The 20,794-nt window shown below is 72.7% G+C and carries 22 protein-coding genes; 14 read left to right on the top strand and 8 right to left on the bottom strand.

Features of this window, described 5'->3' with window-relative positions; all coding sequences use genetic code 11:
• Window positions 1-44: 44 nt before the first annotated feature.
• From GPA10_RS33445 to GPA10_RS33425, 5 genes are all read right to left on the bottom strand, one after another.
• Window positions 45-2,186, bottom strand: coding sequence for an ATP-binding protein (locus GPA10_RS33445; RefSeq protein ID WP_157168736.1), 2,142 nt, complete (start codon window positions 2,184-2,186; stop codon window positions 45-47).
• Window positions 2,187-2,581: 395 nt separating this feature from the next.
• Entirely contained in the window at window positions 2,582-4,201 is a 1,620-nt protein-coding gene (locus GPA10_RS33440) for a SulP family inorganic anion transporter (RefSeq protein WP_157168735.1), read from the bottom strand.
• A gap of 62 nt (window positions 4,202-4,263) precedes the next feature.
• The gene (locus tag GPA10_RS33435; RefSeq protein ID WP_058847103.1) at window positions 4,264-4,866 is read right to left on the bottom strand and encodes a carbonic anhydrase; all 603 of its coding nucleotides are present in this window, start codon (window positions 4,864-4,866) and stop codon (window positions 4,264-4,266) included.
• A gap of 69 nt (window positions 4,867-4,935) precedes the next feature.
• The gene (locus GPA10_RS33430) at window positions 4,936-5,424 is read right to left on the bottom strand and encodes a hypothetical protein (RefSeq protein WP_157168734.1); all 489 of its coding nucleotides are present in this window, start codon (window positions 5,422-5,424) and stop codon (window positions 4,936-4,938) included.
• A 585-nt stretch (window positions 5,425-6,009) separates the two neighbouring features.
• Complete coding sequence (locus GPA10_RS33425) at window positions 6,010-6,849, bottom strand: SDR family oxidoreductase (RefSeq protein ID WP_157168733.1); 840 nt, start codon at window positions 6,847-6,849, stop codon at window positions 6,010-6,012.
• A 269-nt stretch (window positions 6,850-7,118) separates the two neighbouring features.
• On the opposite strand from GPA10_RS33425, the gene GPA10_RS33420 reads away from it, so the two are divergent.
• Entirely contained in the window at window positions 7,119-7,829 is a 711-nt protein-coding gene (locus tag GPA10_RS33420; protein ID WP_157168732.1) for a TetR/AcrR family transcriptional regulator, read from the top strand.
• Between the two features lie 80 nt (window positions 7,830-7,909).
• Here the strand turns inward: GPA10_RS33420 and GPA10_RS33415 are convergent, their stop codons facing one another.
• Window positions 7,910-8,209: an ANTAR domain-containing protein gene (locus GPA10_RS33415; RefSeq protein WP_157168731.1), complete on the bottom strand. Its 300-nt coding sequence runs from the start codon at window positions 8,207-8,209 to the stop codon at window positions 7,910-7,912.
• A 315-nt stretch (window positions 8,210-8,524) separates the two neighbouring features.
• Between GPA10_RS33415 and GPA10_RS33410 the strand changes: the two genes are divergently transcribed.
• Window positions 8,525-9,484 (top strand): AraC family transcriptional regulator, encoded by a 960-nt coding sequence (locus GPA10_RS33410; RefSeq protein WP_058847108.1) that lies wholly within the window; start codon window positions 8,525-8,527, stop codon window positions 9,482-9,484.
• A 25-nt stretch (window positions 9,485-9,509) separates the two neighbouring features.
• Here GPA10_RS33410 and GPA10_RS44185 read toward each other — a convergent pair whose 3' ends face one another.
• Both GPA10_RS44185 and GPA10_RS33400 read right to left on the bottom strand, forming a co-directional pair.
• Window positions 9,510-9,632, bottom strand: a complete 123-nt coding sequence (locus GPA10_RS44185) for a hypothetical protein (RefSeq protein WP_425505858.1) — start codon at window positions 9,630-9,632, stop codon at window positions 9,510-9,512.
• Window positions 9,633-9,922: 290 nt separating this feature from the next.
• Entirely contained in the window at window positions 9,923-10,669 is a 747-nt protein-coding gene (locus GPA10_RS33400) for a uracil-DNA glycosylase (RefSeq protein WP_157168730.1), read from the bottom strand.
• Window positions 10,670-10,800: 131 nt separating this feature from the next.
• Here GPA10_RS33400 and GPA10_RS43020 point away from each other — a divergent pair, with 131 nt between their 5' ends.
• The 12 genes from GPA10_RS43020 to GPA10_RS33335 all read left to right on the top strand — a co-directional run bounded on the left by GPA10_RS43020 (window position 10,801) and on the right by GPA10_RS33335 (window position 20,787).
• On the top strand, window positions 10,801-12,225 hold the full coding sequence (locus tag GPA10_RS43020; protein ID WP_246260244.1) for a cytochrome P450: 1,425 nt from the start codon (window positions 10,801-10,803) through the stop codon (window positions 12,223-12,225).
• 5 nt (window positions 12,226-12,230) lie between these two features.
• Window positions 12,231-12,503: a hypothetical protein gene (locus tag GPA10_RS33385; protein ID WP_157168729.1), complete on the top strand. Its 273-nt coding sequence runs from the start codon at window positions 12,231-12,233 to the stop codon at window positions 12,501-12,503.
• Between the two features lie 94 nt (window positions 12,504-12,597).
• Window positions 12,598-13,272: an HAD family hydrolase gene (locus tag GPA10_RS33380; protein ID WP_157168728.1), complete on the top strand. Its 675-nt coding sequence runs from the start codon at window positions 12,598-12,600 to the stop codon at window positions 13,270-13,272.
• Between the two features lie 243 nt (window positions 13,273-13,515).
• The gene (locus GPA10_RS33375; RefSeq protein WP_157168727.1) at window positions 13,516-14,115 is read left to right on the top strand and encodes a flavodoxin family protein; all 600 of its coding nucleotides are present in this window, start codon (window positions 13,516-13,518) and stop codon (window positions 14,113-14,115) included.
• Between the two features lie 103 nt (window positions 14,116-14,218).
• Entirely contained in the window at window positions 14,219-15,403 is a 1,185-nt protein-coding gene (locus tag GPA10_RS33370) for an alcohol dehydrogenase catalytic domain-containing protein (protein WP_157168726.1), read from the top strand.
• A 36-nt stretch (window positions 15,404-15,439) separates the two neighbouring features.
• Entirely contained in the window at window positions 15,440-16,423 is a 984-nt protein-coding gene (locus tag GPA10_RS33365) for an SDR family NAD(P)-dependent oxidoreductase (RefSeq protein WP_157168725.1), read from the top strand.
• Window positions 16,424-16,542: 119 nt separating this feature from the next.
• Complete coding sequence (locus GPA10_RS33360; protein WP_157168724.1) at window positions 16,543-16,749, top strand: hypothetical protein; 207 nt, start codon at window positions 16,543-16,545, stop codon at window positions 16,747-16,749.
• Between the two features lie 100 nt (window positions 16,750-16,849).
• Window positions 16,850-17,944 carry a helix-turn-helix transcriptional regulator gene (locus GPA10_RS43890; protein ID WP_343041608.1) on the top strand — a complete coding sequence of 365 codons (1,095 nt, stop codon included), beginning with the start codon at window positions 16,850-16,852 and terminating at the stop codon, window positions 17,942-17,944.
• Between the two features lie 79 nt (window positions 17,945-18,023).
• The gene (locus tag GPA10_RS33350) at window positions 18,024-18,206 is read left to right on the top strand and encodes a hypothetical protein (protein ID WP_157168723.1); all 183 of its coding nucleotides are present in this window, start codon (window positions 18,024-18,026) and stop codon (window positions 18,204-18,206) included.
• Window positions 18,207-18,586: 380 nt separating this feature from the next.
• Window positions 18,587-19,111 carry a hypothetical protein gene (locus GPA10_RS33345; protein WP_157168722.1) on the top strand — a complete coding sequence of 175 codons (525 nt, stop codon included), beginning with the start codon at window positions 18,587-18,589 and terminating at the stop codon, window positions 19,109-19,111.
• A 48-nt stretch (window positions 19,112-19,159) separates the two neighbouring features.
• A complete protein-coding gene (locus GPA10_RS33340; RefSeq protein ID WP_058847119.1) occupies window positions 19,160-19,573 on the top strand; it encodes a hypothetical protein in 414 nt (137 codons plus the stop codon).
• 50 nt (window positions 19,574-19,623) lie between these two features.
• Window positions 19,624-20,787 carry an alpha/beta hydrolase-fold protein gene (locus tag GPA10_RS33335; protein WP_157168721.1) on the top strand — a complete coding sequence of 388 codons (1,164 nt, stop codon included), beginning with the start codon at window positions 19,624-19,626 and terminating at the stop codon, window positions 20,785-20,787.
• The last annotated feature ends 7 nt before the right edge of the window (window positions 20,788-20,794 follow it).

Raw genomic sequence — 20,794 nt, 5'->3', positions numbered from 1 at the left:
CAGGTGATCAGAGCCTCAGCACCGGCCCGGACACCCCGTCCGTCTCACGCCCGCCCCAGCGCGTACGCCACTCCCTCGTCCAACGCCTGTGCCCGCCCCGCCTCGTACGCCGTCCGGAAGCCCCGGTCACCAAGGACGTCCCGTGCCCGGCGCTCGCACTCCTGGCAGGCGGTGATCAGTTCCGTCACGCCTGCCTGTGGTTCGCCGACGGTGTCCCAGACCTGGTCGGCGAGGCCGAGGAGGCGGGCCACCCGCTCCGCCTGGCCCTCGGCCGACGCCACCCGGGCGAGGACGGCCACCGTGAGGCCGATACCGAGGGAGTCGTGCATGCGGTGCTTCACCTCCAGGGCGTCGCGGGCGTGGCGGCGGGCGGCGGCGGGGCGGTGACGCTTCAGCTCCGCCTGCGCGAGGAAGAAGTCGCCGTAGGCGCGCATCCAGCGCTCCCCCCTGCGGTCGCAGGCGGCGCGCATCCGGCCCACCACGTCGACGGCCCGGTCGAGTTCGCCGCGGACGAGATACACATGGCCCAGGGAGCACCAGGCCAGGAGTGTGGCCAGGGGCAGCTCACCGGGGCACAGGACCGCCGCCCCGGGGTGCGACGACAGCACCTCCCCGGCCGCGGCCTCCGCCGCCTCCAGATCGCCCGCGCTGCTCTTGGCGGCCGCGTAGGCGCTGAGGGCAACGCGGGCCTCGTACGCGTCGCCGTCCCGCTCCGCGGCGGTGAGGGACTCGACGGCGCGGGCCGCACCGCCCTCCCTGTCCCCCAGGCACACGAGCACGACGGCGAGCGCCCACAAGGCCCTGCTCCGCGCCCGGCCGGGCCGTGCGTCGGCGGCCAGGGCCCGCTCCAGGAACTCCTGTCCCTCACGGGCGAGGCCGCACGCGCACCAGAAGAACCACAGGGAGCCCGCGAGGTCGAGGGCCGCCGTCCCCTCCTTGTCGGTGAGGCTGAACTCCAGGGCCGCGCGCAGGTTGTCGTGCTCGGCGTGCGTCCGGTCGTACCAGTGGTACTGGTCGGGGCCGAGCCAGTCGGCGCCGCCCTGCCGGGCCAGGTCCAGGCAGCCGTCCCGGTGGCGGCGCCGCAGCTCGGGCTCCTCGCCGAGGTGGTGCAGCCAGTGGACGCCGTACTCGCGGATGGTGTCCAGCATCCGGTACCGCTCGCCGCCGCCCGTGGGCAGCCACGTCAGGATCGACTTGTCGACGAGTGCGGCCAGGAGTGCCGGTACGTCCTCGCGCGGGAGCCGTTCGTCGGCGCAGACCCGCCGCACCGCCGCGGCGTCGAAGGAGCCCGCGAAGACGGAGAGGCGGGCCCACAGGAGGCGCTCGGGAGGGGTGCACAGTTCGTGGCTCCAGCCGACCGCGGTGCGCAGCGCGCGGTGCCAGGGCGGCTCGGTCGGCTCGGTCGGCTCGGTCCGGCCGGCCGGTGCGGTCCCGTGCCGCGCGCCGTCGGGGTCGCCGAGGACGGCGAAGCGGTCGTCCATCCGTTCCGTCAGTTCGGCGAGCGGCAGTTCGCGCAGCCGGGCCGCGGCCAGTTCGATGGCGAGGGGCAGGCCCTCCAGCCTGGCACAGAGCCGCATGAGGTCGCCGCGGTTGGTGTCGGTGACGGCGAACCCGGGGACCGCTTCGGCGGCCCGGACGGTCAGCAGGGTCAGCGCGTCGGACTCCGGGGCGGCACGGGCCGTACGGACCGGCAGCGGCAGGGGTTCGACGGTGACGACCTGTTCGATGTGCAGGTCGAGCGGGCGCCTGCTGGTCGCGAGGACCTTCAGGCCCGGGGAGAGCGCGAGCAGGGCCTCGGTGACGGTGCGGCAGTCATCGATGAGGTGCTCGCAGGTGTCGAGGACGAGGAGCAGTTCACGTCCCGACAGATATTCGGCCACCGACTCGATCACCGGCCGCGTCGGGTGTCCCGGGACGCGGAACGACTCGGCGATGGCGTGGGCGAGGAGCCCGCCCTCGTGCAGCGGCGAGAGCTCCACCAGCCAGACACCGTGCCGGAAGCGCGACGTGAGCAGCCGGGCGGCCTTCAGGGCCAGCCGGGTCTTGCCCACTCCCCCTGCGCCGGTGAGCGTCACCAGTTGCGACCGGGCGCACATCCGCCGCACCCGTTCGACCTCGCTGTGCCGGCCGACCCAGCTCGACGTCTCCGCGGGCAGATTGCCCGGCTGCGCGTCCTTCACCACCATGGCGGCCCCCTCTCCCCCCGGTGCCGCGTCCCCTGACCGCGCGGCGACCGGTGCACGTCCGCGACGCTGCACATTGCCCGATGTCACCGTGCCGCGTCTCGGGAAGGACGCAAGTGACTCCGCGCGAGGAGGGGGAATCCGGTCGTCCGCAGGCGGGAACGGCTCAGACCCGGTCGGCGACGGTCGTCGGCCTGCGCCTGTTCGAGGCGGTACAGCCCGGCGGTGGCGCGTGCCCGCAGCTCCGCGTCGGGCGGGGACCGTTGGGCCGTGGACTCGGCGTCGGTTCGCGCCCGCTGTGTCCCGCCATGCGCAACGGGCGGCACGCTCGTGCAGAGCGTGCCGCCCGTGCGGCGACGTGCCGGGGAGTCAGGTGCGGCCCCGGCGGTTCCGCGCCGTCAGGTGCGCGATCCCGCGGTCTCCTTGCGCTCGGACCGCTCGGACCGCTCGGACCGCTCGGCCTGCTCGGCATGTGCGGCCTGCTCGGCCCCCGCCGGCTTCTGCGTACGGTCCGACGCGTCGTCGGCCGTGCAGCCCGAGGCGTCGTCGGGGACCGTGGGGCCGACCGCCGCGTCGTGCCGCTCGGCCCAGCCCGTGAGTTCCATGGCACAGGCGTGGTCCATGTGGCGCAGCCCCGACAGGTCCAGTTCCGTCCTGCGGTCGCGGGGCAGGGCCTCCAACTGGTCGAGGATCTTGGGCAGTCGCAGGAACGTGGCGTTGCCGACCACGCGGACCCGTATCGTGCCGGTGCCCTCGATGCCGTCGACCTCCAGGTGGACGTGCGACGTCTCCCAGGCGGTCTTGGCTATGGCGAGCCCCATGCCGATGAGGACGCCTTCGAACATGTTGGTCACGACGATCGCCAGGGCCGTCACGGCGAGGACGACCGCCTCGCCGCGGTGCGTCCGCCACAGCGGCGCGAAGTCCTTGACGGGCATCAGCTTCCAGCCCGCGTGCACGAGGACACCGGCCAGCGCTGCCACCGGGATGATGCCGAGCGCCGCGGGGAACGCGGCGGCGAACGCGAGCAGCCACACGCCGTGCAGCACGCGGGACGCCTTGGTCTTCGCGCCCGCCGACACGTTGGCGGAGCTGCGGACGATCACCGCGGTCATCGGGAGCGCGCCGAGCACACCGCACACGGCGTTGCCCGCGCCCTGGGCCATCAGCTCCTTGTCGTAGTCGGTGCGGGGGCCGTCGTGCATGCGGTCCACCGCGGCCGCGCTGAACAGCGACTCCGCGGACGCGATCAGGGTGAAGGCGATGACAGTGCCGATGGCGCCCACGAGGGCGCCGCCCTCCACCAGGGCGGAGAACGTGTCGCCGCCGGGCAGGTTCACGGCGTCGACGAGGCCGTGCACCTCGACCTTCGCCACCGGCAGGTCCAGGAGGAACACGGCGAGGGTCGCCAGGGCGACCGCGGCGAGGGGCGCGGGCAGCACCCGGGCGGCCCGTCGCCACCGCGGCCACAGCACCAGGACGGCGATGGTGCAGGCACCGAGGGCGAACGCGCTCAGGGCGTCGCCCGAACCGGCCGTGTCGGCGGCGAGGCGCGGGAGTTCGCCGATCTTGTCAAGGCCGGAGGCGGGGGCCTTGGCGTCGACGAGGGTGTAGAGCTGCCCGGCTATGAGGACCAGGCCGATGCCGGCGAGCATGCCCTGGACCACGGCCACCGAGATCGCCCGGAACCAGCGGCCGAGGCGGAGGGCGCCCATGGTGAGCTGGAGAAGTCCGGCGATCAGGACGAGGCCGCCGAGGCCGGCCAGGCCGTACTCCTGCACGGCTTCGTAGACCAGCACGGTCAGACCGGCGGCGGGGCCGCTGACCTGGAGGCTGCTGCCGGGCAGCAGTCCGGTCAGGAGGCCGCCGACGATGCCGGTGACCAGGCCGAGTTCGGCGGGCACGCCGGAGGCGACGGCCACGCCGACGCACAGGGGGACGGCCACGAGGAAGACCACGATCGACGCGGTGAAGTCCGCTCGCAGTGTGGAGAAATCACGCACTGGGGGCCTTTTCATAGGGGTTTCGTCTGCCTTCGCAGGGGTCGTGGGGCTCACGGAATTCGTGCGGCTCACGGGATTCACAGGGGCAGGAAGAGGTCGGTCCCGGCGTCGTGCGCCGCGACCAGGCCGGTGTGGACCTCGTAGTACCAGCCGTGCAGGCGGACGTCGCCGCTGTCGACGCGCTCGCGGACGCACGGGTGGCCGCGCAGCCGGTCCAGTTGTTCGCGTACGTGGCGCTGGACGGCACCGGCGACCGCGGGGCCGTCGTCGCAGGGCAGCCCGCCGGAGACCTGCCGGTCCAGCCAGTCCCGTACGACGGGAAGACCGGTGAGGTCGTCGCCGCGGGCCCGCGCGCCGACGGCACCGCAGTGCGAGTGGCCGCAGACCACGATGTCGGCGACGCCGAGGACGCGCATCGCGTACTCGATGGTGGCCGCCTCGGCGCAGGCGGGGCGGTCCGGCTCGTAGGCCGGGACCGCGTTGCCCGCGGTGCGCAGCTCGAAGAGTTCGCCGGGGCGGGCTCCGGTGATCAGCGACGGGACGACCCGGGAGTCGGAGCACGTGATGAAGAGGGCGAGCGGGGACTGCCCGGCGGCGAGCCGCCCGAACATCTCCTGCTCCTCGCGCTGTTCGGCGATGCGGGCGGTGAACCCTCGGGCATGGGCGATGAAGGTCTCCATGGCGGAGACACCTCCTGGGGGTGTCGGTGTGGGGTGGGGGTGCGCAGGCGGGGGGCCTGGGGGCACCCCTCAGGAACGCGACACGCAGAGGAGGATCAGCAGACAGGCGCCCGCTCTGCGGGGATCGGCGGTGCCGGGGCGCAGACAGCCGGGTTCCGGGTCGATGCGCGGGTCGGGGCGGCAGAGCGTCAGGGACAGCGCCCAGACGGGGGCGGTGCCGCCGCGCGCGGCGGGTACGCGGGGGCGGTTGCGCGTGAAGTGGCGCGGCGCGTGGAGGACTTCGCCGTCCCTGAGGGCGCGTTCCTTCGTCTCCTCGGCGGCCGGGGTGGTGTCCGGCGCGACGAGCGGCAGGGCGGTCGCGGGGGCGGGGGTCGTGGCGGCGGCAGGGGTCGCGCCGACGAGGAGGAGCGTGAGGAGGGCGATCAGCGCTGCGGTCGCCCACTGGCGCACCCGTGCCGCCCGTACCACCCGTGCCGACTGTGTCGGCGCGGTGGTCGGGTACGCGTGCGCGTGGGGGTCCGGGTGTCCGTCCGGGCGGCCGGTGGCGAGGTGCGTCATCGGTTCAAGGGGTTCGGTGTACTGGGGCGGTGTCAGTGCCGGTGGCGTGCGCGGGTCCGGTCGGCCGCGGCCGGCTCCGTTGCCGGTGCGGGACCCGCGCCCTCGTCGAACTTCGTCACGTCGTACCTCCTGGGAAGGGGGCTGCGCGGCGGGCTCGATGTGCATTCACCGCTGCAATTCAAGGTAAAAGCGATGCCAAGTCAAAGTCAAAGGTGAGCAATCTCGCACTGGCTCAAAAACCCTCTGTCGGCGCCACTTTGGCCTGATCCTTTTTGAATCAACGCGCACCGTTCACTACTTCTTCACCTACCTGGCATCGAGGTGTCCCGCGTGCGGGTCACCGCGGGGCGCCCCGCACACAACTCCGTGACCAGCCAATACCGGACAGGGGTGGCGCGTTCCCGCCGGTAGGGAACTTACCCGCCCGTCGCCGCGAATGGCGGAAACACGGCCGACGGATCCACCGAAGGCAAAAGCCCCCTCGGCCGACTGGATGAGAGGGCTTTCATGATTCGTGGCGCTCGCCCTTCAACTCGAACACAGAGCGGGCATGTCGTAGGAATTTGCTACAGGCAGACGCGACGGTCAGGAAGGGGTGAAGTCGGCCGCGTGGTCGGCGGCCCAGACCGAGAAGGGCCGGGCCGGGCCGCCGGTGAGGGATTCGACGGTACGGGTGGTGGTGACGGGCTTGCCGTCGTGCGACTCCCACCAGTCGAGCAGCGCGTCGGCGTAGGCGCCGGGGATGTAGTCGGCCATCTCCCGCTTCCACTCGGCACGGGTGACGTGCTTGACCGTGATCGCCGTGGCGACGACCTCGGCGAGCTGGTCGATCTGCTCGGTGAAGGTCAGGGACTCCGGTCCGGTGAGGGTGAAGCAGCCGCCGCGGTGGCGCGGATCGGTGAGCACCGCGAAGGCCGCTTCGGCGATGTCCCGTTCATGGACGGGGTCGCTGTGCGCCCCGGGGAACGGCAGGCTCACGGGGCGTCCGGCCTTGACGGGCCAGGCCCAGGCCGCGGCGTTGGAGGCGAAGGACCCCGGCCGCAGGATCGTGGTGGCGAGCGGCGAGGCCAGCAGGGCGCTCTCCACGTCGAGATGGGACTTGGCCAGCGGATCGGCCGCCGCGCCCGCGCCGAGGACGGCGGAGGACGAGAGCAGCACGACGTGGGTGACGCCCGCCTTGTGGGCCTGCTCGACGAAGTCGCCGATGCGGTCGGGGGTGGCGTAGAGGAACACGGAGGTGACGCCGTCGAGGGCGGCGGGGAACGTCGCCGGATCACCGAGGTCGAGGGCGACGGCGGGCACGTCCGCGGGCAGGTTCAGGTCGGCGGGGGCGCGGGAGCCGACGCGGACGGGCAGCCCGGCCTCGTGCAGCAGGCCGAGCAACTGGGTGGCGACCGCGCCGCGGCCGCCGGTGAGCAGGATCATGACAGGTTCTCTTTCCGGTGGGGACCACCGCTCGACTGGGGACGCGACTCGTGACGCAACCGGGGACTCGGCTGGGGGGCGCCGTTGGTTGACGCATCCGGCAATCCGATCATTCGGCCATTCGGCCATCTGGTCACGCATCCGGTCGCGCTGCCGGCGAACGACGTTCAAGACGAACGACGTTCGAGACGAACGCCGTTCGTCAACCACGCTAGGAAACGAACAGCGTTCGTGTCAAACGGCGTTCGTCAGCCAGCTAGGCTCTCCCTATGAGTACGCCACCGATCAGCCGCCGCGCGCGGCCCTCCAAGGCCCCGCTCAGCCGCGACGTGATCGTGCGGGCGGGCCTCGACATCCTCGACCGCGACGGCCTGGAGGCGCTGACCATGCGGAGCGTGGCCAAGGCCCTCGACACGGGTCCGGCCTCGCTCTACGTCTATGTCGCCAACCGCGACGACCTGCTCGCCGCCATGCTCGACGAGTCCCTCGCCCGGGTCCCCCTCAGCTCGGAGGGCACCTGGCGGGAGCGGCTGCACGCCCTGGCCGCGGCCACCGTCGACGCGATGGGCCGACACGAGGGGCTCGCCGTGGTGGCGCTCGGCGCCATCCCCACGGGCACCAACGCGCTGCTCGTCGTCGACCGCATGCTCGCCCTGCTCAAGGAGGGCGGCCTCGACGACATCACCGCCGCCTGGGCCGTGGATCTGCTCTATCTCCACATCGCCGCCGCGGGTGTCGAACAGAGCACGTACAACACACAGGACGCCACCGAGGGATCGACCGTCGCCATGGCCGAGGCCCGCTACGCGAACCTGCCCGAGGACCGCTACCCGATGGTCACGTCGATGCGCCGGGCGCTGTTCGCCCCCGGCGACCGTGACACCTGGGGCCTGCGCGTCCTGATCAACGGCATCCTCGGCACGCCCGCCGAGGGGGCACCGGACCCTTCCGCCGGGGACGGCCCGGGGGCCTCCGCGTAGGACGCGCTACCGAGCGCCCGGCTGCCGCGTGCTCGGCCCAGGCATCTGCCGCCCGCTCACTACGCCCGGCTGCCGCCCGCTCACTCCGTCCCCGTCCGGGCGGCGAGCGCCGTCTCCAGGGACCGGCGGATGTCGTCGGGCAGCCGACCGCGCTGCGGCCATTCCACCAGGTGCCGCGCCACCTCGCGCAGCTTCGTGTTGGTGTGCTGGGACACGCTCTTCAGCACTTGCCAGCCCTCATCGGGCCGCATGCCGCCGAGGGCGACGACCATGCCGATCGCCTGGTCGACGACAGCGTGCGAGGCGACGGCCTCCCGCAGCTGGTGGACCTCCTGCCGGAGCACAGTGACCCGGTCGGTGAAGTCGTCCTGTTCAACCATGGGGCACCGCGCCTCCGTTCCCAACGCCCATAAGGCCAGGTGCACCGATGAACCGGCGCGCCTGGCCTTTTCCACCCACTATGGCCAGCGGCGGACCACCCCCACGACACAGCAAGCGAACAGACACCACGGATCCGGTACAAAAAACGAACCTGCCCGGCTCGACGAGGTGCGCGGAAGGTGAAACCGGGTGTTCCGCAGTAGCGTTTCGGCACCCGCCCCGACTGCTATCGTCCAAACGAGGCATACCGGCCGAGCAGCCCCGAGGCCTACAGTGATTCCCCAGAGCGCTGCTACGCACCGGCGAGGGCAGTCATGGACACGTTGCGCTTCGACAGCGACGATCTGGGACTCACGGAGCAGTTCCTCAGCCAGGCCTACGCCAAGATGCACATCGGCAGCAACACCCCCGAGTCCAGCAGGGCACAGATCGTGCGTACGAGCCTGCCCTCGGTCAGCATCGACGAGCTGGACCTGGACTTCGCCATGAGCTACTCCGTCACGCCGCTGGGCAGGATCTGCCTGTGCGTCGTGTACGAGGGGACGATTCGGGACCACACCTTCCGCGGGGTGGAGGACGCCTTCGGGCCCGGTGACGTGGTGTCCTTCGCGCCGCCCGAGCTGCCCTACTCGGGGCGGATCTGCGAAGCCCGCTACAACATCACCATGCTGGACCCGGGCCTGCTCACGCAGGTCGCCGCGACCGCCCCGGAACGCCGACCCGGGCCGGTCCGCCTGACCGGCCACCGCCCCCGCTCGGCAGCAGCGGCCCAGCAGCTCCGGCAGGCGATCATCTATGTACGGGACCACGTCCTCGCGGACGCCTCCGTCGCGGACGAGCCCCTCATCGCGTCCACCGCGACCCAGCACCTGGCGGCGAGCGTCCTCGCGGCCTTCCCGAACACCGCGCTCACCAGCCCTACCTCGGCCGACCGCAACGACGCCCACCCGGTCACGCTGCGCCGGGCGCTCGCGTACATCGACGACCACGCGGACCAGCCGATCACGGTCGCCGACATCGCCGCGGCGGCCCACGTCACCATCCGCGGACTGCAGTACGCGTTCCGCCGCCACCTGGACACCACCCCGCTCGCCCATCTGCGCCGGGTGCGCCTCGACCACGCGCATCACGATCTGGTGGCGGGCGTTCCCACGGACGGGGTGACGGTCACGCAGATCGCCGCCCGCTGGGGCTTCTTCCACGTCGGCCGCTTCGCCGCCCTCTACCGCGAGGCCTACGGGCGGGCGCCCCAGCAGACCCTGCTCGGCCCCTGAGGCGGGCGGGAGGACTCTCGCGCCGTCAGGCCAGGAACGCCGCGGTGGTCGCCACGAACCGCCCGGCGTCGTCGATCCACGGGTAGTGGCCCGCGCCGGCCTGCACTACGAGTTCCGCCCGCGGGAACAGCGCCGCGAACCTCGCCACCGCACGGGTCGGGCTAAGGCGCCCTCGGCGCCGAAGCGGGCGACGGCTGCCTGGTTGTCGGGCCGCCCCGCCGCGTGGTGCCGCCGCGCCTCGGCGTCCCAGCGGCCCCAGAGGAATCGGCGTCCCAGCGGACCTGCCGGGCACCTACCAAGCCGCGTACGACGAGATCGGCCGCGGCCTCGACGTCCCGCCGAAGGCCGCGCCCGGCACGGTCGGCGGCGACTCGCCGACCGTGGTCGTCACCGCTTTCATGCGGCGGGACCGTCGCGTGAGGGCGTACGGCGGGACCGTCACGCGCGGGCGTACGGCGGGATGTCGGCCTCGCCCGCCGCGCGCCGCAGGACGTCCTTGAGCATGCCCGGGGTCAGGCGGCCGGTGAAGGTGTTGCGCTGGCTCACGTGGAAGCAGCCGTACAGGGTGACCGGTCCCGGGGCGTCCGGACCGGAGCCCGCTTCCGGGGGCGCCGCGCGCTCCAGCGTCACCCGCGCGCCGTGCGCGAACTTCGGCAGCGGCCTCGGCAGCCGCCAGCCCGCCGCTGCGAACGCCGGCAGCGCCGCCTGCCAGCCGAACGCCCCCAGGAGAACCACCGAACGCAGCCGGGGCGTGAGCACCTCCAGCTCCCGTACGAGCCACGGCCTGCACGTGTCCCGCTCGCCCGGCGTCGGCTTGTTCTCCGGCGGGGCGCAGTGCACCGGTGACGTCACCCGGACCCCGCGCAGCGTCAGGCCGTCGTCCAAGGACTCCGCCACCGGCCGGGAGGCGAGCCCCACCTCGTACAACGCCCCGTACAGCACGTCGCCCGACCGGTCGCCCGTGAACATCCGGCCCGTCCGGTTGCCGCCGTGCGCCGCGGGGGCGAGGCCGACGATCAGCAGCGAGGCGTCCGGCTGGCCGAATCCGGGCACGGGCCGCGCCCAGTACGTCCAGTCGGCGAAGGCGGCCCGCTTGACCCGCCCCACCTCCTCGCGCCACGCGACCAGGCGCGGACAGGCGGCACACTCCGTGACGCGTGCGTCCAACTCGGCGAGCGGGTCCATTCCCCCACGCTAGATCGTGCGGCAGGCAGCCACGCCCCCGGACCCGGACCCGGCCCGCGATTGATCACCCCGGGCCTGGGCACCCGTGTCGGCATTGCTTCTGTTGCCCATGTTTGTGGAGGGACCACCGGATGGTGGACAGCACCTTGGCCCTGCTCACCCAGGGGTACGCCTGGCTTCCCGACCTGAGCCGCCGCAAGGGCCCGGGGCCCGTGCGCACCAGGCTGCTCGGCAAACCGGCCGTGGCGCTGCGAGGTCCCGCCGCCGTCAAGTTCTTCTACGACGAGCAGCACGTACGCCGCCGGACGGCGCTGCCGGAGCCGATCCTGAGCACGCTCTTCGGCCACGGCGCCGTGCACACCCTGGACGGGCGGGAGCACCGGGCCCGCAAGGCGCTGTTCGTGTCGCTCCTCCAGGACGCGGCGGGCGTCGCGGCGCTCGCCGAGCGGGTGGGCGAGGAGTGGGACCGGGCGGCCGAGGAGTGGTCGGACCGTTCCGAGGTGACGCTGTTCGACGAGGTCGGCGTCCTGATCACCCGGGCCGTGTGCGCGTGGGCGGGGGTGCCGCTCGGTGCGGGGCCCGAGGGGGCCAGCAGGTTCCGGGGGCCCGAGGGCGCCGAGAGGTCCGATGCCGAGGTGCGCCGGACCGCCCGCGACCTGGTGGCGATGGTCGACGGTTTCGCGACCGCGGGGCCCCGGCACTGGCGGGCCCGGCGCTCCCGGCGGCGGCAGGAGAAGCGGCTCGCCCGGCTCGTGGAGGAGATCCGCCGGGAGGGCCGCTCGGCCGACGGTGCGCGCTCCGGGACCGGCCATCCCTTCACGGACTCCGGGACCGGCCATCCCCTCACGGACTCCGGAACCGGCCGCCCCGCCACGGACTCCGGAACCGGCCGCCCCCTCACCGACTCCGGGGCCGGTGGTCCCGTCACCGCGGTCGAGGCCGTCGCGGCGCACCGCGAGGCGGACGGCGAGCTGCTCGACCCGCACACGGCCGCCGTGGAGATTCTCAACATCATCCGTCCGACCGTCGCCGTCACCTGGTACACCGTGTTCGGCGCCCACGCGCTGCACCGGCACCCCGCGCTCAGGGAGCCACTGGCCCTGGACCGGCCGGGCTACGCCCGCGCGTTCGCGCACGAGCTGCGGCGCTTCTACCCGTTCGCGCCGTTCGTCGCCGGTCATGCCCCCGCGGACGTGGAGTGGCACGGCGAACCCATCGAAGCGGGCACCCTCGTACTGCTCGACCTCTACGGGCAGAACCACGACCCGGGCCTGTGGCACGAGCCGTACCGATTCGACCCGGAGCGGTTCACCGGCCGCGAACCCGGCCGCGACGAACTCGTCCCGCAGGGCGGCGGGGAGGCGGCGGAAGGCCACCGCTGCCCGGGGGAGGACATCACGCTGGCCGTTCTGAGCACCCTGCTCCCCCGGCTCGCGCGGCTCGGCCACCGCGTACCCGAGCAGGATCTGCGCATCCCGCTGGACCGGATGCCGACCGGGCCGCGCAGCGGCTTCCGGATCACCGACGTCTCGACACCCCGACGAAGTGAGGACTGACCGACATGCACCACGAGCGCGACCACGAGAACCACGAGAACGCCGCGAACGCCGAAACCCACGAGACGAACGAGTACGACGCGAGCAAGGCCGGGCGCACGTCGCCGGAGCACTCCGAGACGGCGGCCGAGGAGGTCTTCGACGAGATAGAGGACGCCGAGACGCGGCTGCCCGGCACCGAGCGGGACGAGAAGAAGCGCGAGAAGAAGGACGGCGAGGCGGGCGACACCCTCACGCCGAGCCCCAGCGCGCAGGAGGACGCCCGGCACGACCACTGAGAACACGGCGCACCACCACGGAAAGTACGGCGCGACCGCCGAAGGTGCGGTGCCTGCCGGGGCGCGGGACGATCGAAGGGAAAGGTGTGAGGCCATGGCGCGCGCGGCGCTGTTCGACGTCGACGGGACACTCGCCGACACGAACCATCTGCACGTCATCACCTGGTGGGAGGCGTTCCGCCAAGCGGGACACCACGTGGCGACGCACGACATCCACCACGCCATCGGGCTCGGCTCGACCGACCTCGTCGCCCGTCTCCTGGGCGACGACCGCGACACGGCCGAAGACGAGGACATCAGCACGGCGCACAAGGTCCTTTACGCCACCTACTTCGATCGCCTGCCCGCCCTCGACGGTGCCAGGGAACTGCTGTACGCGTGCGACGCCCGTGGCTGGCGAGTCGTCCTCGCGACCTCCGCGGGCGGCGCCGAGCTCAGCGCCCTGCGCCGCGCCATCGACGCGGACGACGTCATCGCGGGTGTCGCCAGCGCCGACGACGTCTCCGCGGGCAAACCGGCCCCCGACCCCGTCCACCAGGCCCTGGACATCGCCGGATGCGAACCGCACGAGGCGCTGTTCGTCGGCGACACCGTGTGGGACATGCGGGCGGCACGCCGCGCGGGCGTCCGCGGTGTCGCCGTACTCTCGGGCGGCATCCCGCGCCGTGACCTGGAGGCGGAGGGCGCCGCGGCCGTCTACGCCACTCCCGCGGACCTCCTCGCCGACCTGGACGATCTGGAAGCGGCACTCGCGGCCGACGCCAGGTGAGACACCCGGATCCGTTCCTGGATCCGTTCCTGGATCCGACCTCAGATCCGATGCCGCATCCCGAGCCCGCATTTCGAGCCCCAATCCGCATCCCTTGCCCCGGCTCCCGTGCCCCGCGTCTCCCTCACCCCGCACCCGGCTCACCCCGTACCCAGCTCACCCCGTACCCGGCTCACCCCGTACCCAGCTCACCCCGTACCCGGCTCACCCCGTATCCGGAAAACAGGAAGGACCCTCCCTGTCATGCGTGTCTTGTCCCTGGTCTGCACCCTCAACGCGTCACCCGCCCGCTCCAGCAGCCATCTGCTCTCGGACCAGGTCATGCGGGAGTTCGAGAAGCTGGGCGCCACGGGCGAGACGGTCCGTGTCGCCGACCACCACGTGCCACCGGGCGTCGGCATCGACATGGGCGGGGGCGACGAGTGGCCCGCGCTGCGCGAGAAGGTGATGGCGGCCGACGTCCTGCTGCTCGCCACGCCGATCTGGCTCGGCCACGCCTCCAGCATCTGTCAGCGCGTCCTCGAACGTCTCGACGCCGAACTGTCCGAGACGGACGACGAGGGACGCCTGCTCACGTACGGCAAGGTCGCCGCCCTCGCCGTCGTCGGGAACGAGGACGGCGCCCACAAGGTCAGCGCCGACGTGTTCCAGGGGCTCAACGACCTCGGCTTCTCGCTCGCCCCCGGCGCGGTCACGTACTGGGTGGGCGAGGCGAAGCACGGCACCGACTACCAGGACCTCGACGCCACCCCCGACGAGGTGGCGTCCACCACCCGCACCCTGGCCGTCAACACCCACCATCTGGCGGTGCTGCTGTCCGAGCGGCCCTACCCGCCCTCGTGAGCCGTCCGCCCCTCACGGCGTTCCCGGCCGCCGGAGCACGCATGATGTCGGCCCGGTGGGAGAACCGGGGCCGTGAAAGCTCCCCGTACCGCTGGAGGAAACCATGCGAGCACTGACGTGGCACGGACGGCGAGACGTTCGCGTCGACACTGTGCCCGACCCCGTCATCAAAGAGCCGACGGACATCATCGTCAGGACGACGTCCAGCGGAATCTGTGGTTCCGACCTACATCTGTACGAGGTGCTGGGGCCCTATCTGGACGCCGGCGACATCCTCGGACACGAGCCGATGGGCATCGTGGAGGAGGTCGGTGCCGACGTCACGGAGGTCTCGGTGGGCGACCGGGTCGTGGTGCCCTTCAACGTCTCCTGCGGGCACTGCTACATGTGCGACCTCGGTCTGCACTCGCAGTGCGAGACCACCCAGGTCAAGGAGCGCGGCACGGGCGCCGCCCTGTTCGGATTCTCCAAGCTGTACGGTCAGGTCCCCGGTGGCCAGGCCGAGTTCCTGCGGGTGCCGTTCGGCAACGACCTGCCGATCAAGGTGCCGCACGGCCCGCCGGACGACCGCTACGTCTTCCTCTCCGACGTCCTGCCGACGGCCTGGCAGGGGGTGGAGTACGCGAACATCCCGCCCGGCGGCACCCTGACCGTCCTCGGCCTCGGCCCGATCGGGGCCATGGCCGCCCGGATCGCCCTGCACCGCGGGGCGAGCCTCGTCATCGGCGTCGACCTGGTGCCCGCCCGGCTCAGCCGCGCGCACGAGGACGGCGTCAAGGCCCTCGACCTGCGCCGTTACGGCAAGGACATCGGTGATGCCATCCGCGACCTCACCCAGGGACGCGGCACCGACGCGGTCATCGACGCCGTCGGCATGGAGGCGCACGGCGCGCCGCTGGCAAAAGCCGCGCAGCGAGGTGTGGGGCTGCTGCCCGACGCCGTGGCGGAGAAGGTCATGGGCCGCCTCGGCGTCGACCCGCTGAACGCGCTCTACGCGGCCATCGACATCGTGCGCCGCGGCGGCACCGTCTCGCTCTCCGGCGTGTACGGCGGGGCGGCCGATCCGCTGCCGCTCCTCACCATGTTCGACAAGCAGATCCAGTTGCGCATGGGCCAGGCCAACGTCAAGCACTGGGTGGACGACATCCTGCCCCTCCTGACGGACGACGACCCCCTCGGCGTCGACGGCTTCGCCACGCACCATGTACCGCTGGAGGAGGGCCCCGCCGCCTACCGGACCTTCCAGGCCAAGGAAGACGGAATGATCAAGACGCTCCTGCGGCCGTAGCGCCCCCGGACGACCCTCCTGAGGAGACTCCCAGACATGCGTACGACTCGTTCCCCGCAGGCCCTGGCGGAGCACTCCGCTCTCGTCACGGGCGGATCGCGCGGCCTCGGCCTGCTGATCGCCGACCGCCTGGCAGCGCGGGGCTGCGCCGTCACCCTGGCCGCCCGCGACACCTCCGAACTGGAGGACGCGCGGGACAAGTTGCGGCGGCGGCACCCCGGGGCCTCCCTGCACACGGCGACGTGCGACGTCCGCGACCAGGAGCAGGTCCGGGCCGTGCTGCGCACCGCCCACGAGAGAAGCGGCGGCCCGGACATCGTCGTCGCCAACGCCGGGATCATCCAGGTCGCGCCGCTCGACTCGATCGGCGCGGACGAGTTCCGTTCAGCCATGGACACGATGTTCCTGGGCGCCCTGCACACCGCCCTGGAATCCCTGCCGTACCTCCGGGAGAGCACGCACGGCGGACGTCTCGCGCTCATCTCGTCCGTGGGCGGCCTCATGGGAGTGCCGCATCTGCTGCCGTACGCGTGCGCCAAGGCGGCGACGGGCGTGCTCGCGGAGGGGCTGCACGCCGAGACGGCCGCCGACGGCGTCACCGTCACAGCTGTCTATCCGGGCCTTATGCGCACCGGCTCGCATCTGCACGCGCAGTTCGGCGGCGACCGCGGCAAGGAGTACGGCTGGTTCTCCGCGCTCGCCGGGGCACCACTGGTGTCCATGAACGCCCAGCGCGCGGCCGAGCGCATCGCGGACGCCGTGGTCCGGCGTCGCACCCGGCTCGTCCTGACACCCGCGGCGCGCGCCGCCGACCTCGCGCACGGCGTGGCGCCCGCCCTGACTACGCGCCTCAACGGCCTCATGGCCCGGCTGCTCCCCGAGGGGACCGGCACCCGGGAGTCCCTGCGCGAGGGTAAGGACATCGCGCCGCCGCAGGGCGCCGTCACCGGCAGGGCGCAGGTGCTGGGCAGCGCCATGAACGAGAGGGCGGCGGACGCCTACAACCAGCGCTCCACCTGAACAGAAACCAGAACGCGCACCCGAACAGACCCCGAGCAGACCCCGAGCAGACCCCGAACAGACCCCTGACAGACCCCTGGCAGACACCTAACAGGCCCGAACAGACAAGGAGATGACCAATGGGTTGGCTGAAGTCCGCGCTCAAAGAGGTGCGGGGCCGCAAGAAGGAAACAGACGGCATAGCCATACACGACGAAAGGCTGCGTACGGAAGGACAGCGGGAGAAGCAGCTCGGCCGCGAGGAGCGGGAGGCGCGGCGCCGTCAGCGGCACGAGCGGCACCAGCACCAGCACCAGCACCAGCACCGACACGAGGAAGGGCCGTAGTCGGCAGGAACACCCAAATACCCGGACTTGGTGGGGCGTTGTGTGCCAGCATCGTTCCATGACCACCGGGGCGTGTTCCTTGGACTCAGTGTGTCGGGCCGTGCCGGACGTGGCGGCTCGGGCGGGCGGCGTCGCCGAACTCGGCGACGAGCTGTCGCTCCAGGTGGGCCGTGTCGTACCGCACGACGGATATCTGCTCACCGGGTTCGATCCCGTCACGGGCGCCCGCTGCTTCCTCGCCTGCCGCAACAGCTACGACGCCGCGGCCCGGCGCCGCATGGACAGCGAGGACGCGCTCGGCCGCAGCCGCAGCCCCGTCGCCGACCTCGTCCGCGGCGCCTTTCCCGCCGTGGTGCTCGGCGCCGGAGCGTGGGACGAACGGCCCGGAACGCGCAGGCTGCACCGCATCATGGCGGCCGACAGCTACGGCAGCGAGTTGTGCGTCGCCCTCGTGCACCGGGGTGTCCCCCGGGGCGCCCTCGTCCTGCTGCGCGAGCGCGGCTCCCGGCCCTTCTCACCGGCCGAGGCCACGCGCGCCGCCGACCTGGCGGAGCCGCTCGCCCTGGCGGTGCGGGCGTTCGTGACGGCGAGGCCACTGCGTCCCCGGCACTTCCGGTTCCCACCCATGGTCGTCGTCATCGGCGCGGACGACCGGATCATCGGCACGACGTCGACGGGAGCCGATCCGCTGCACCGGCTCCTGCCCGGCGTCTACCCCACCCGGCGGGGCCGCACCGCCGACCCCGCGGAACGGTTCGGCTTTCTCTGGCACATCGTCTACACCGCACGCCGCACCGCCGCCCCCGCCCTGACCCGGGCCCCCACGTCCCACGGCTGGTTCTCCCTCCAGGCCCAGCCGCTGCTCGGCGGGACGGCGGGCGGCGCCGGTGATGCCGGTGATGCCGGTGATGCCGGTGATGCCAATGACATCGGTGGCGGTGGTGTCGGTGGCGGTGTCGTCGTGACCCTGCAACCTGCCCCCGCCGCCGACCTGTTGCCCGCCCTCGCGTCCTGGTACGGGATCTCCGCGCGGGAACGGACGGTCGTCGAGCAGGCCCTGCGGGGCGAAGCCGTCAAGCAGATCGCCCGCCGCCTGCATCTGTCGCCGCACACCGTGAACGACCACCTCAAGGCGATCTACCGCAAAACGGGCGTGTCCAGCCGGGAGGAGCTCATCGCCTGCCTGTCGTGCTGAGCCGGGCCTGACGGTGCGGTGCTCGCACCGGTGGCCGGACCCGCCGAAGAACAGGAGCACGCCGGACCCCTGCTTCGTCATGTGCGCCCTCGGCCAGGCCGAAGGCCGCCCGCAGGGCCGCGGCCCCCGGGGCGGGCAGCGCGTCGAGGCGGTCCAGGTGCGGGAACAGGAGCTGGTGCAGCGCGCCGAAGGCGAGTTCCGCCTCGGATTCGACACCGACACCGCGCAGCAACGGCCTCCCGCTCCGCTTCCCACCCCATGAACATGCACCGGCCTTCGACGAAGCCCCCGAACCGCCACCGCTGCCACGTAGCTGCCGTCGTGCTGCCGGTGCCGCCCTCGCAGGCGCCCCGTACAGATGTGTCCCCGCGTCCCGGGACGTCCGCGTCCCAGCAGGTCGCAGGCCTGGGAATCCCGACTTCGGTGAAGCAGCCGGGTTGTCGTTGTGGGAGGTCCGAAGCCACCACAGACTCGGAACACACCCCGCCGGCCGCACTGCCCGCGGGGTGACCAGGAGGGGAGGTGAGGGCCCCTTCGCCGGCACGGGGGGCCGGCGAAGGGCCGTTCGCGGGGCACCGCGGGCGCCCCTCCCCGCTCCCTCCCCCCGGATCGTCCCCTCCCCGTCAGGAAGGCATGACGCCCATGCATCGACACCCCGCGGCCCTGATCGCACTGGCCGCGTTGGCGGCAGGCCCAGCCGCACCGGCAACGGCGGCCCCCGCGCCCGCCGCACCGGCAACGGCGGCCTCCGCGCCCGCCGCACCGGCAACGGCGGCTTCCACACCCGCAGCTCCGCCCGCTCCCGGCTCCGCACCCGCCGCCCCGCCGACAGCGGGCGCCGCACCCGCGGGCCCGGACCGGGTATCCCACGCGCACACCAAGAGCGTCCTCTTCGACACATGGTTCAACGGTCAGGGCTACTCCCCGACCCTGAGCATCCAGTTCGGAGCGCACCGCTACACGCTCAAGGCGGACTGCGACAGCGACGCCCTGGTGGGGCAGCTCTACCACTCGGCGACGGGCGTCGACCCCCGGGTCGGCAGCGCGTTCAAGGTGTCCTGCAACAGGGCTCCGAAGACCCTGAACTACCAGCTGCGCGGCGGCTTCTACTACTTCCACTTCATCTCCGGCGTCGACAACACCAACGTCGTCGCCGACGGCGCCTGATCGCTCCGTCCACCGCCCCGCACCGCCGCACAGAACGGAAGTCTCCCCATGCGCATCCCGCGTATCTGCTTCGCCACCGCGACGGCACTGCTCACCCTCGGCCTGACAGCGGCTCCGGCCCATGCGGCCGAGGCCCGGCAGCAGCCCGCCGCGCCGCCGCAGCGAGCCGCCGTCGCCGCTCCCCCTCCCTTCAACGTCTGGTTCAACGGGTACGGGTCCTCACCGAAGGCGGACCTCGTACAGGGCGGCCACCAGGTGGCCCTGCACGCCAACTGCGACAGTGACATCGTGGCCGCGCAGCTCTACCACGTGACGTGGGGACGCGACCGGCCCGTGGGCAACGTCGTCAGGATCCCCTGCAACGGCGGGACATCGGCCTACTACAACCTGAGCGGCGGGGAGTACTACTTCTACTTCCTGTCCGGGGTCGACAACACGCAGGTCGTCGGCACCTGGGCCTGAGCCCCGCGACGCCTGGAGCGGTCCGTGCAGGTGAGGTTAGGCTCACCTGCATGAACCATCTCCCCGACTCCCCCGACGTCTTCGCCCGGTTCGGGCTCTCCGCGGCTCCCGGCACCGAGGAGTTCTGGGCCGAGGCGGGCGCGCCCGCCTCCGTGCCCACCGCCGACGGCGGGTGGTCGACCCTGTTCCTGTGGCGTGGCTCCGCCGCCCGCGTCGGCTTCGATAGCTGGTCGGAACCGGTGCTCCTGACGCGCTTCGGCGACACGGACTGCTGGTTCGCGCAGGTGCCGATGCCCGCCCGGCTGCGCGTGACGTACCAGTTCCTCGTGCACGACGCGGACGACGCGGGCGACGCGGGCGACAGCACGAGCGGCACCGACGGTACGGGCGGCAGGCACTTCACCGCGTACGCCGACCCGTTGAACCCCCACGGCGCGGGCGGCGACCGGTCCATCGCCGCTACCCCGGACGCCCCGGCCCAGCCGTACTGGCCCGTTGTCGGCGCCGACGACGTACTGCCCCTGCCGGGCACCAGGCTGCGCTGGGCGAGCGAGCGCCTGGGCGGGCGGCGGACGGTGCGGGTCCACCCGGCGGGTGGCGGCGGGCCCGTGGTCCTGCTGCTCGACGGGGACGACTGGCTGCATCTGCACCCGGCGATGGCGGCCTTCGACGCGGCGGTCGCCGACGGCGCGATGCCTCCGGTGACGCTGGTCTTCCTCCCCGCCAAGGACCGGGAGGCCGAGTTCACCTGCCGCCCCGAGCTGTGGGAGGCGGTCCGCGACGAACTCCTTCCGCTGGTGGCGGAGTCCGGGGTGGTCGCCGACGTGGACCGGCTCGTCGTCGCCGGGCAGAGCCTCGGCGGGCTCAGCGCCCTGTACGCCGCCATGGAGTTCCCCGGCCTGGTGTCGCGCGTCGCCTGTCAGTCACCGTCGTTCTGGTGGGCGCCGGGCGCCATGGACCTGGCGGACCCGCTGGGCGGGCCCGCCGGCGGTGTCGTCGCCGAGCGGCTGCGCGCGGGCGCCGGTCTCTCCGGCCTCAAGGTCGCGTTCGACGTCGGGGAGCACGAGACGCGGATGCTGCCCCACTGCGAGCTGGTCGAGGGCCTCGCGGAACGCGCCGGTGCCACCGTGCGGGTGTCCCGCTCGGCGTCGGGGCACGACCGTGCGGGCTGGCGGCACGCCCTGCTCAGGGATGTCGCCTGGGCGCTCGCCTGACCGGCCC

The sequence above is a fragment of the Streptomyces typhae genome (assembly GCF_009755605.1).
GTDB lineage: Bacteria > Actinomycetota > Actinomycetes > Streptomycetales > Streptomycetaceae > Streptomyces > Streptomyces typhae.
This window is presented reverse-complemented; position numbering and strand designations above follow the sequence as displayed.

What these genes read in the sequence shown, in the direction of transcription:
- GPA10_RS33350 (WP_157168723.1), top strand. Translation starts at nt 18,024, where the DNA reads ATGTGCGCCCTCGGCCAGGCCGAAGGCCGCCCGCAGGGCCGCGGCCCC.
- GPA10_RS33370 (WP_157168726.1), top strand. Translation starts at nt 14,219, where the DNA reads ATGCGAGCACTGACGTGGCACGGACGGCGAGACGTTCGCGTCGACACT.
- GPA10_RS33340 (WP_058847119.1), top strand. Translation starts at nt 19,160, where the DNA reads ATGCGCATCCCGCGTATCTGCTTCGCCACCGCGACGGCACTGCTCACC.
- GPA10_RS33430 (WP_157168734.1), bottom strand. Translation starts at nt 5,424, where the DNA reads ATGACGCACCTCGCCACCGGCCGCCCGGACGGACACCCGGACCCCCAC.
- GPA10_RS33385 (WP_157168729.1), top strand. Translation starts at nt 12,231, where the DNA reads ATGCACCACGAGCGCGACCACGAGAACCACGAGAACGCCGCGAACGCC.
- GPA10_RS33360 (WP_157168724.1), top strand. Translation starts at nt 16,543, where the DNA reads ATGGGTTGGCTGAAGTCCGCGCTCAAAGAGGTGCGGGGCCGCAAGAAG.
- GPA10_RS33365 (WP_157168725.1), top strand. Translation starts at nt 15,440, where the DNA reads ATGCGTACGACTCGTTCCCCGCAGGCCCTGGCGGAGCACTCCGCTCTC.
- GPA10_RS33415 (WP_157168731.1), bottom strand. Translation starts at nt 8,209, where the DNA reads ATGGTTGAACAGGACGACTTCACCGACCGGGTCACTGTGCTCCGGCAG.
- GPA10_RS33435 (WP_058847103.1), bottom strand. Translation starts at nt 4,866, where the DNA reads ATGGAGACCTTCATCGCCCATGCCCGAGGGTTCACCGCCCGCATCGCC.
- GPA10_RS33400 (WP_157168730.1), bottom strand. Translation starts at nt 10,669, where the DNA reads ATGGACCCGCTCGCCGAGTTGGACGCACGCGTCACGGAGTGTGCCGCC.
- GPA10_RS33410 (WP_058847108.1), top strand. Translation starts at nt 8,525, where the DNA reads ATGGACACGTTGCGCTTCGACAGCGACGATCTGGGACTCACGGAGCAG.
- GPA10_RS33420 (WP_157168732.1), top strand. Translation starts at nt 7,119, where the DNA reads ATGAGTACGCCACCGATCAGCCGCCGCGCGCGGCCCTCCAAGGCCCCG.
- GPA10_RS33425 (WP_157168733.1), bottom strand. Translation starts at nt 6,849, where the DNA reads ATGATCCTGCTCACCGGCGGCCGCGGCGCGGTCGCCACCCAGTTGCTC.
- GPA10_RS43020 (WP_246260244.1), top strand. Translation starts at nt 10,801, where the DNA reads ATGGTGGACAGCACCTTGGCCCTGCTCACCCAGGGGTACGCCTGGCTT.
- GPA10_RS33445 (WP_157168736.1), bottom strand. Translation starts at nt 2,186, where the DNA reads ATGGTGGTGAAGGACGCGCAGCCGGGCAATCTGCCCGCGGAGACGTCG.
- GPA10_RS33335 (WP_157168721.1), top strand. Translation starts at nt 19,624, where the DNA reads ATGAACCATCTCCCCGACTCCCCCGACGTCTTCGCCCGGTTCGGGCTC.
- GPA10_RS33345 (WP_157168722.1), top strand. Translation starts at nt 18,587, where the DNA reads ATGCATCGACACCCCGCGGCCCTGATCGCACTGGCCGCGTTGGCGGCA.
- GPA10_RS33375 (WP_157168727.1), top strand. Translation starts at nt 13,516, where the DNA reads ATGCGTGTCTTGTCCCTGGTCTGCACCCTCAACGCGTCACCCGCCCGC.
- GPA10_RS33380 (WP_157168728.1), top strand. Translation starts at nt 12,598, where the DNA reads ATGGCGCGCGCGGCGCTGTTCGACGTCGACGGGACACTCGCCGACACG.
- GPA10_RS33440 (WP_157168735.1), bottom strand. Translation starts at nt 4,201, where the DNA reads ATGAAAAGGCCCCCAGTGCGTGATTTCTCCACACTGCGAGCGGACTTC.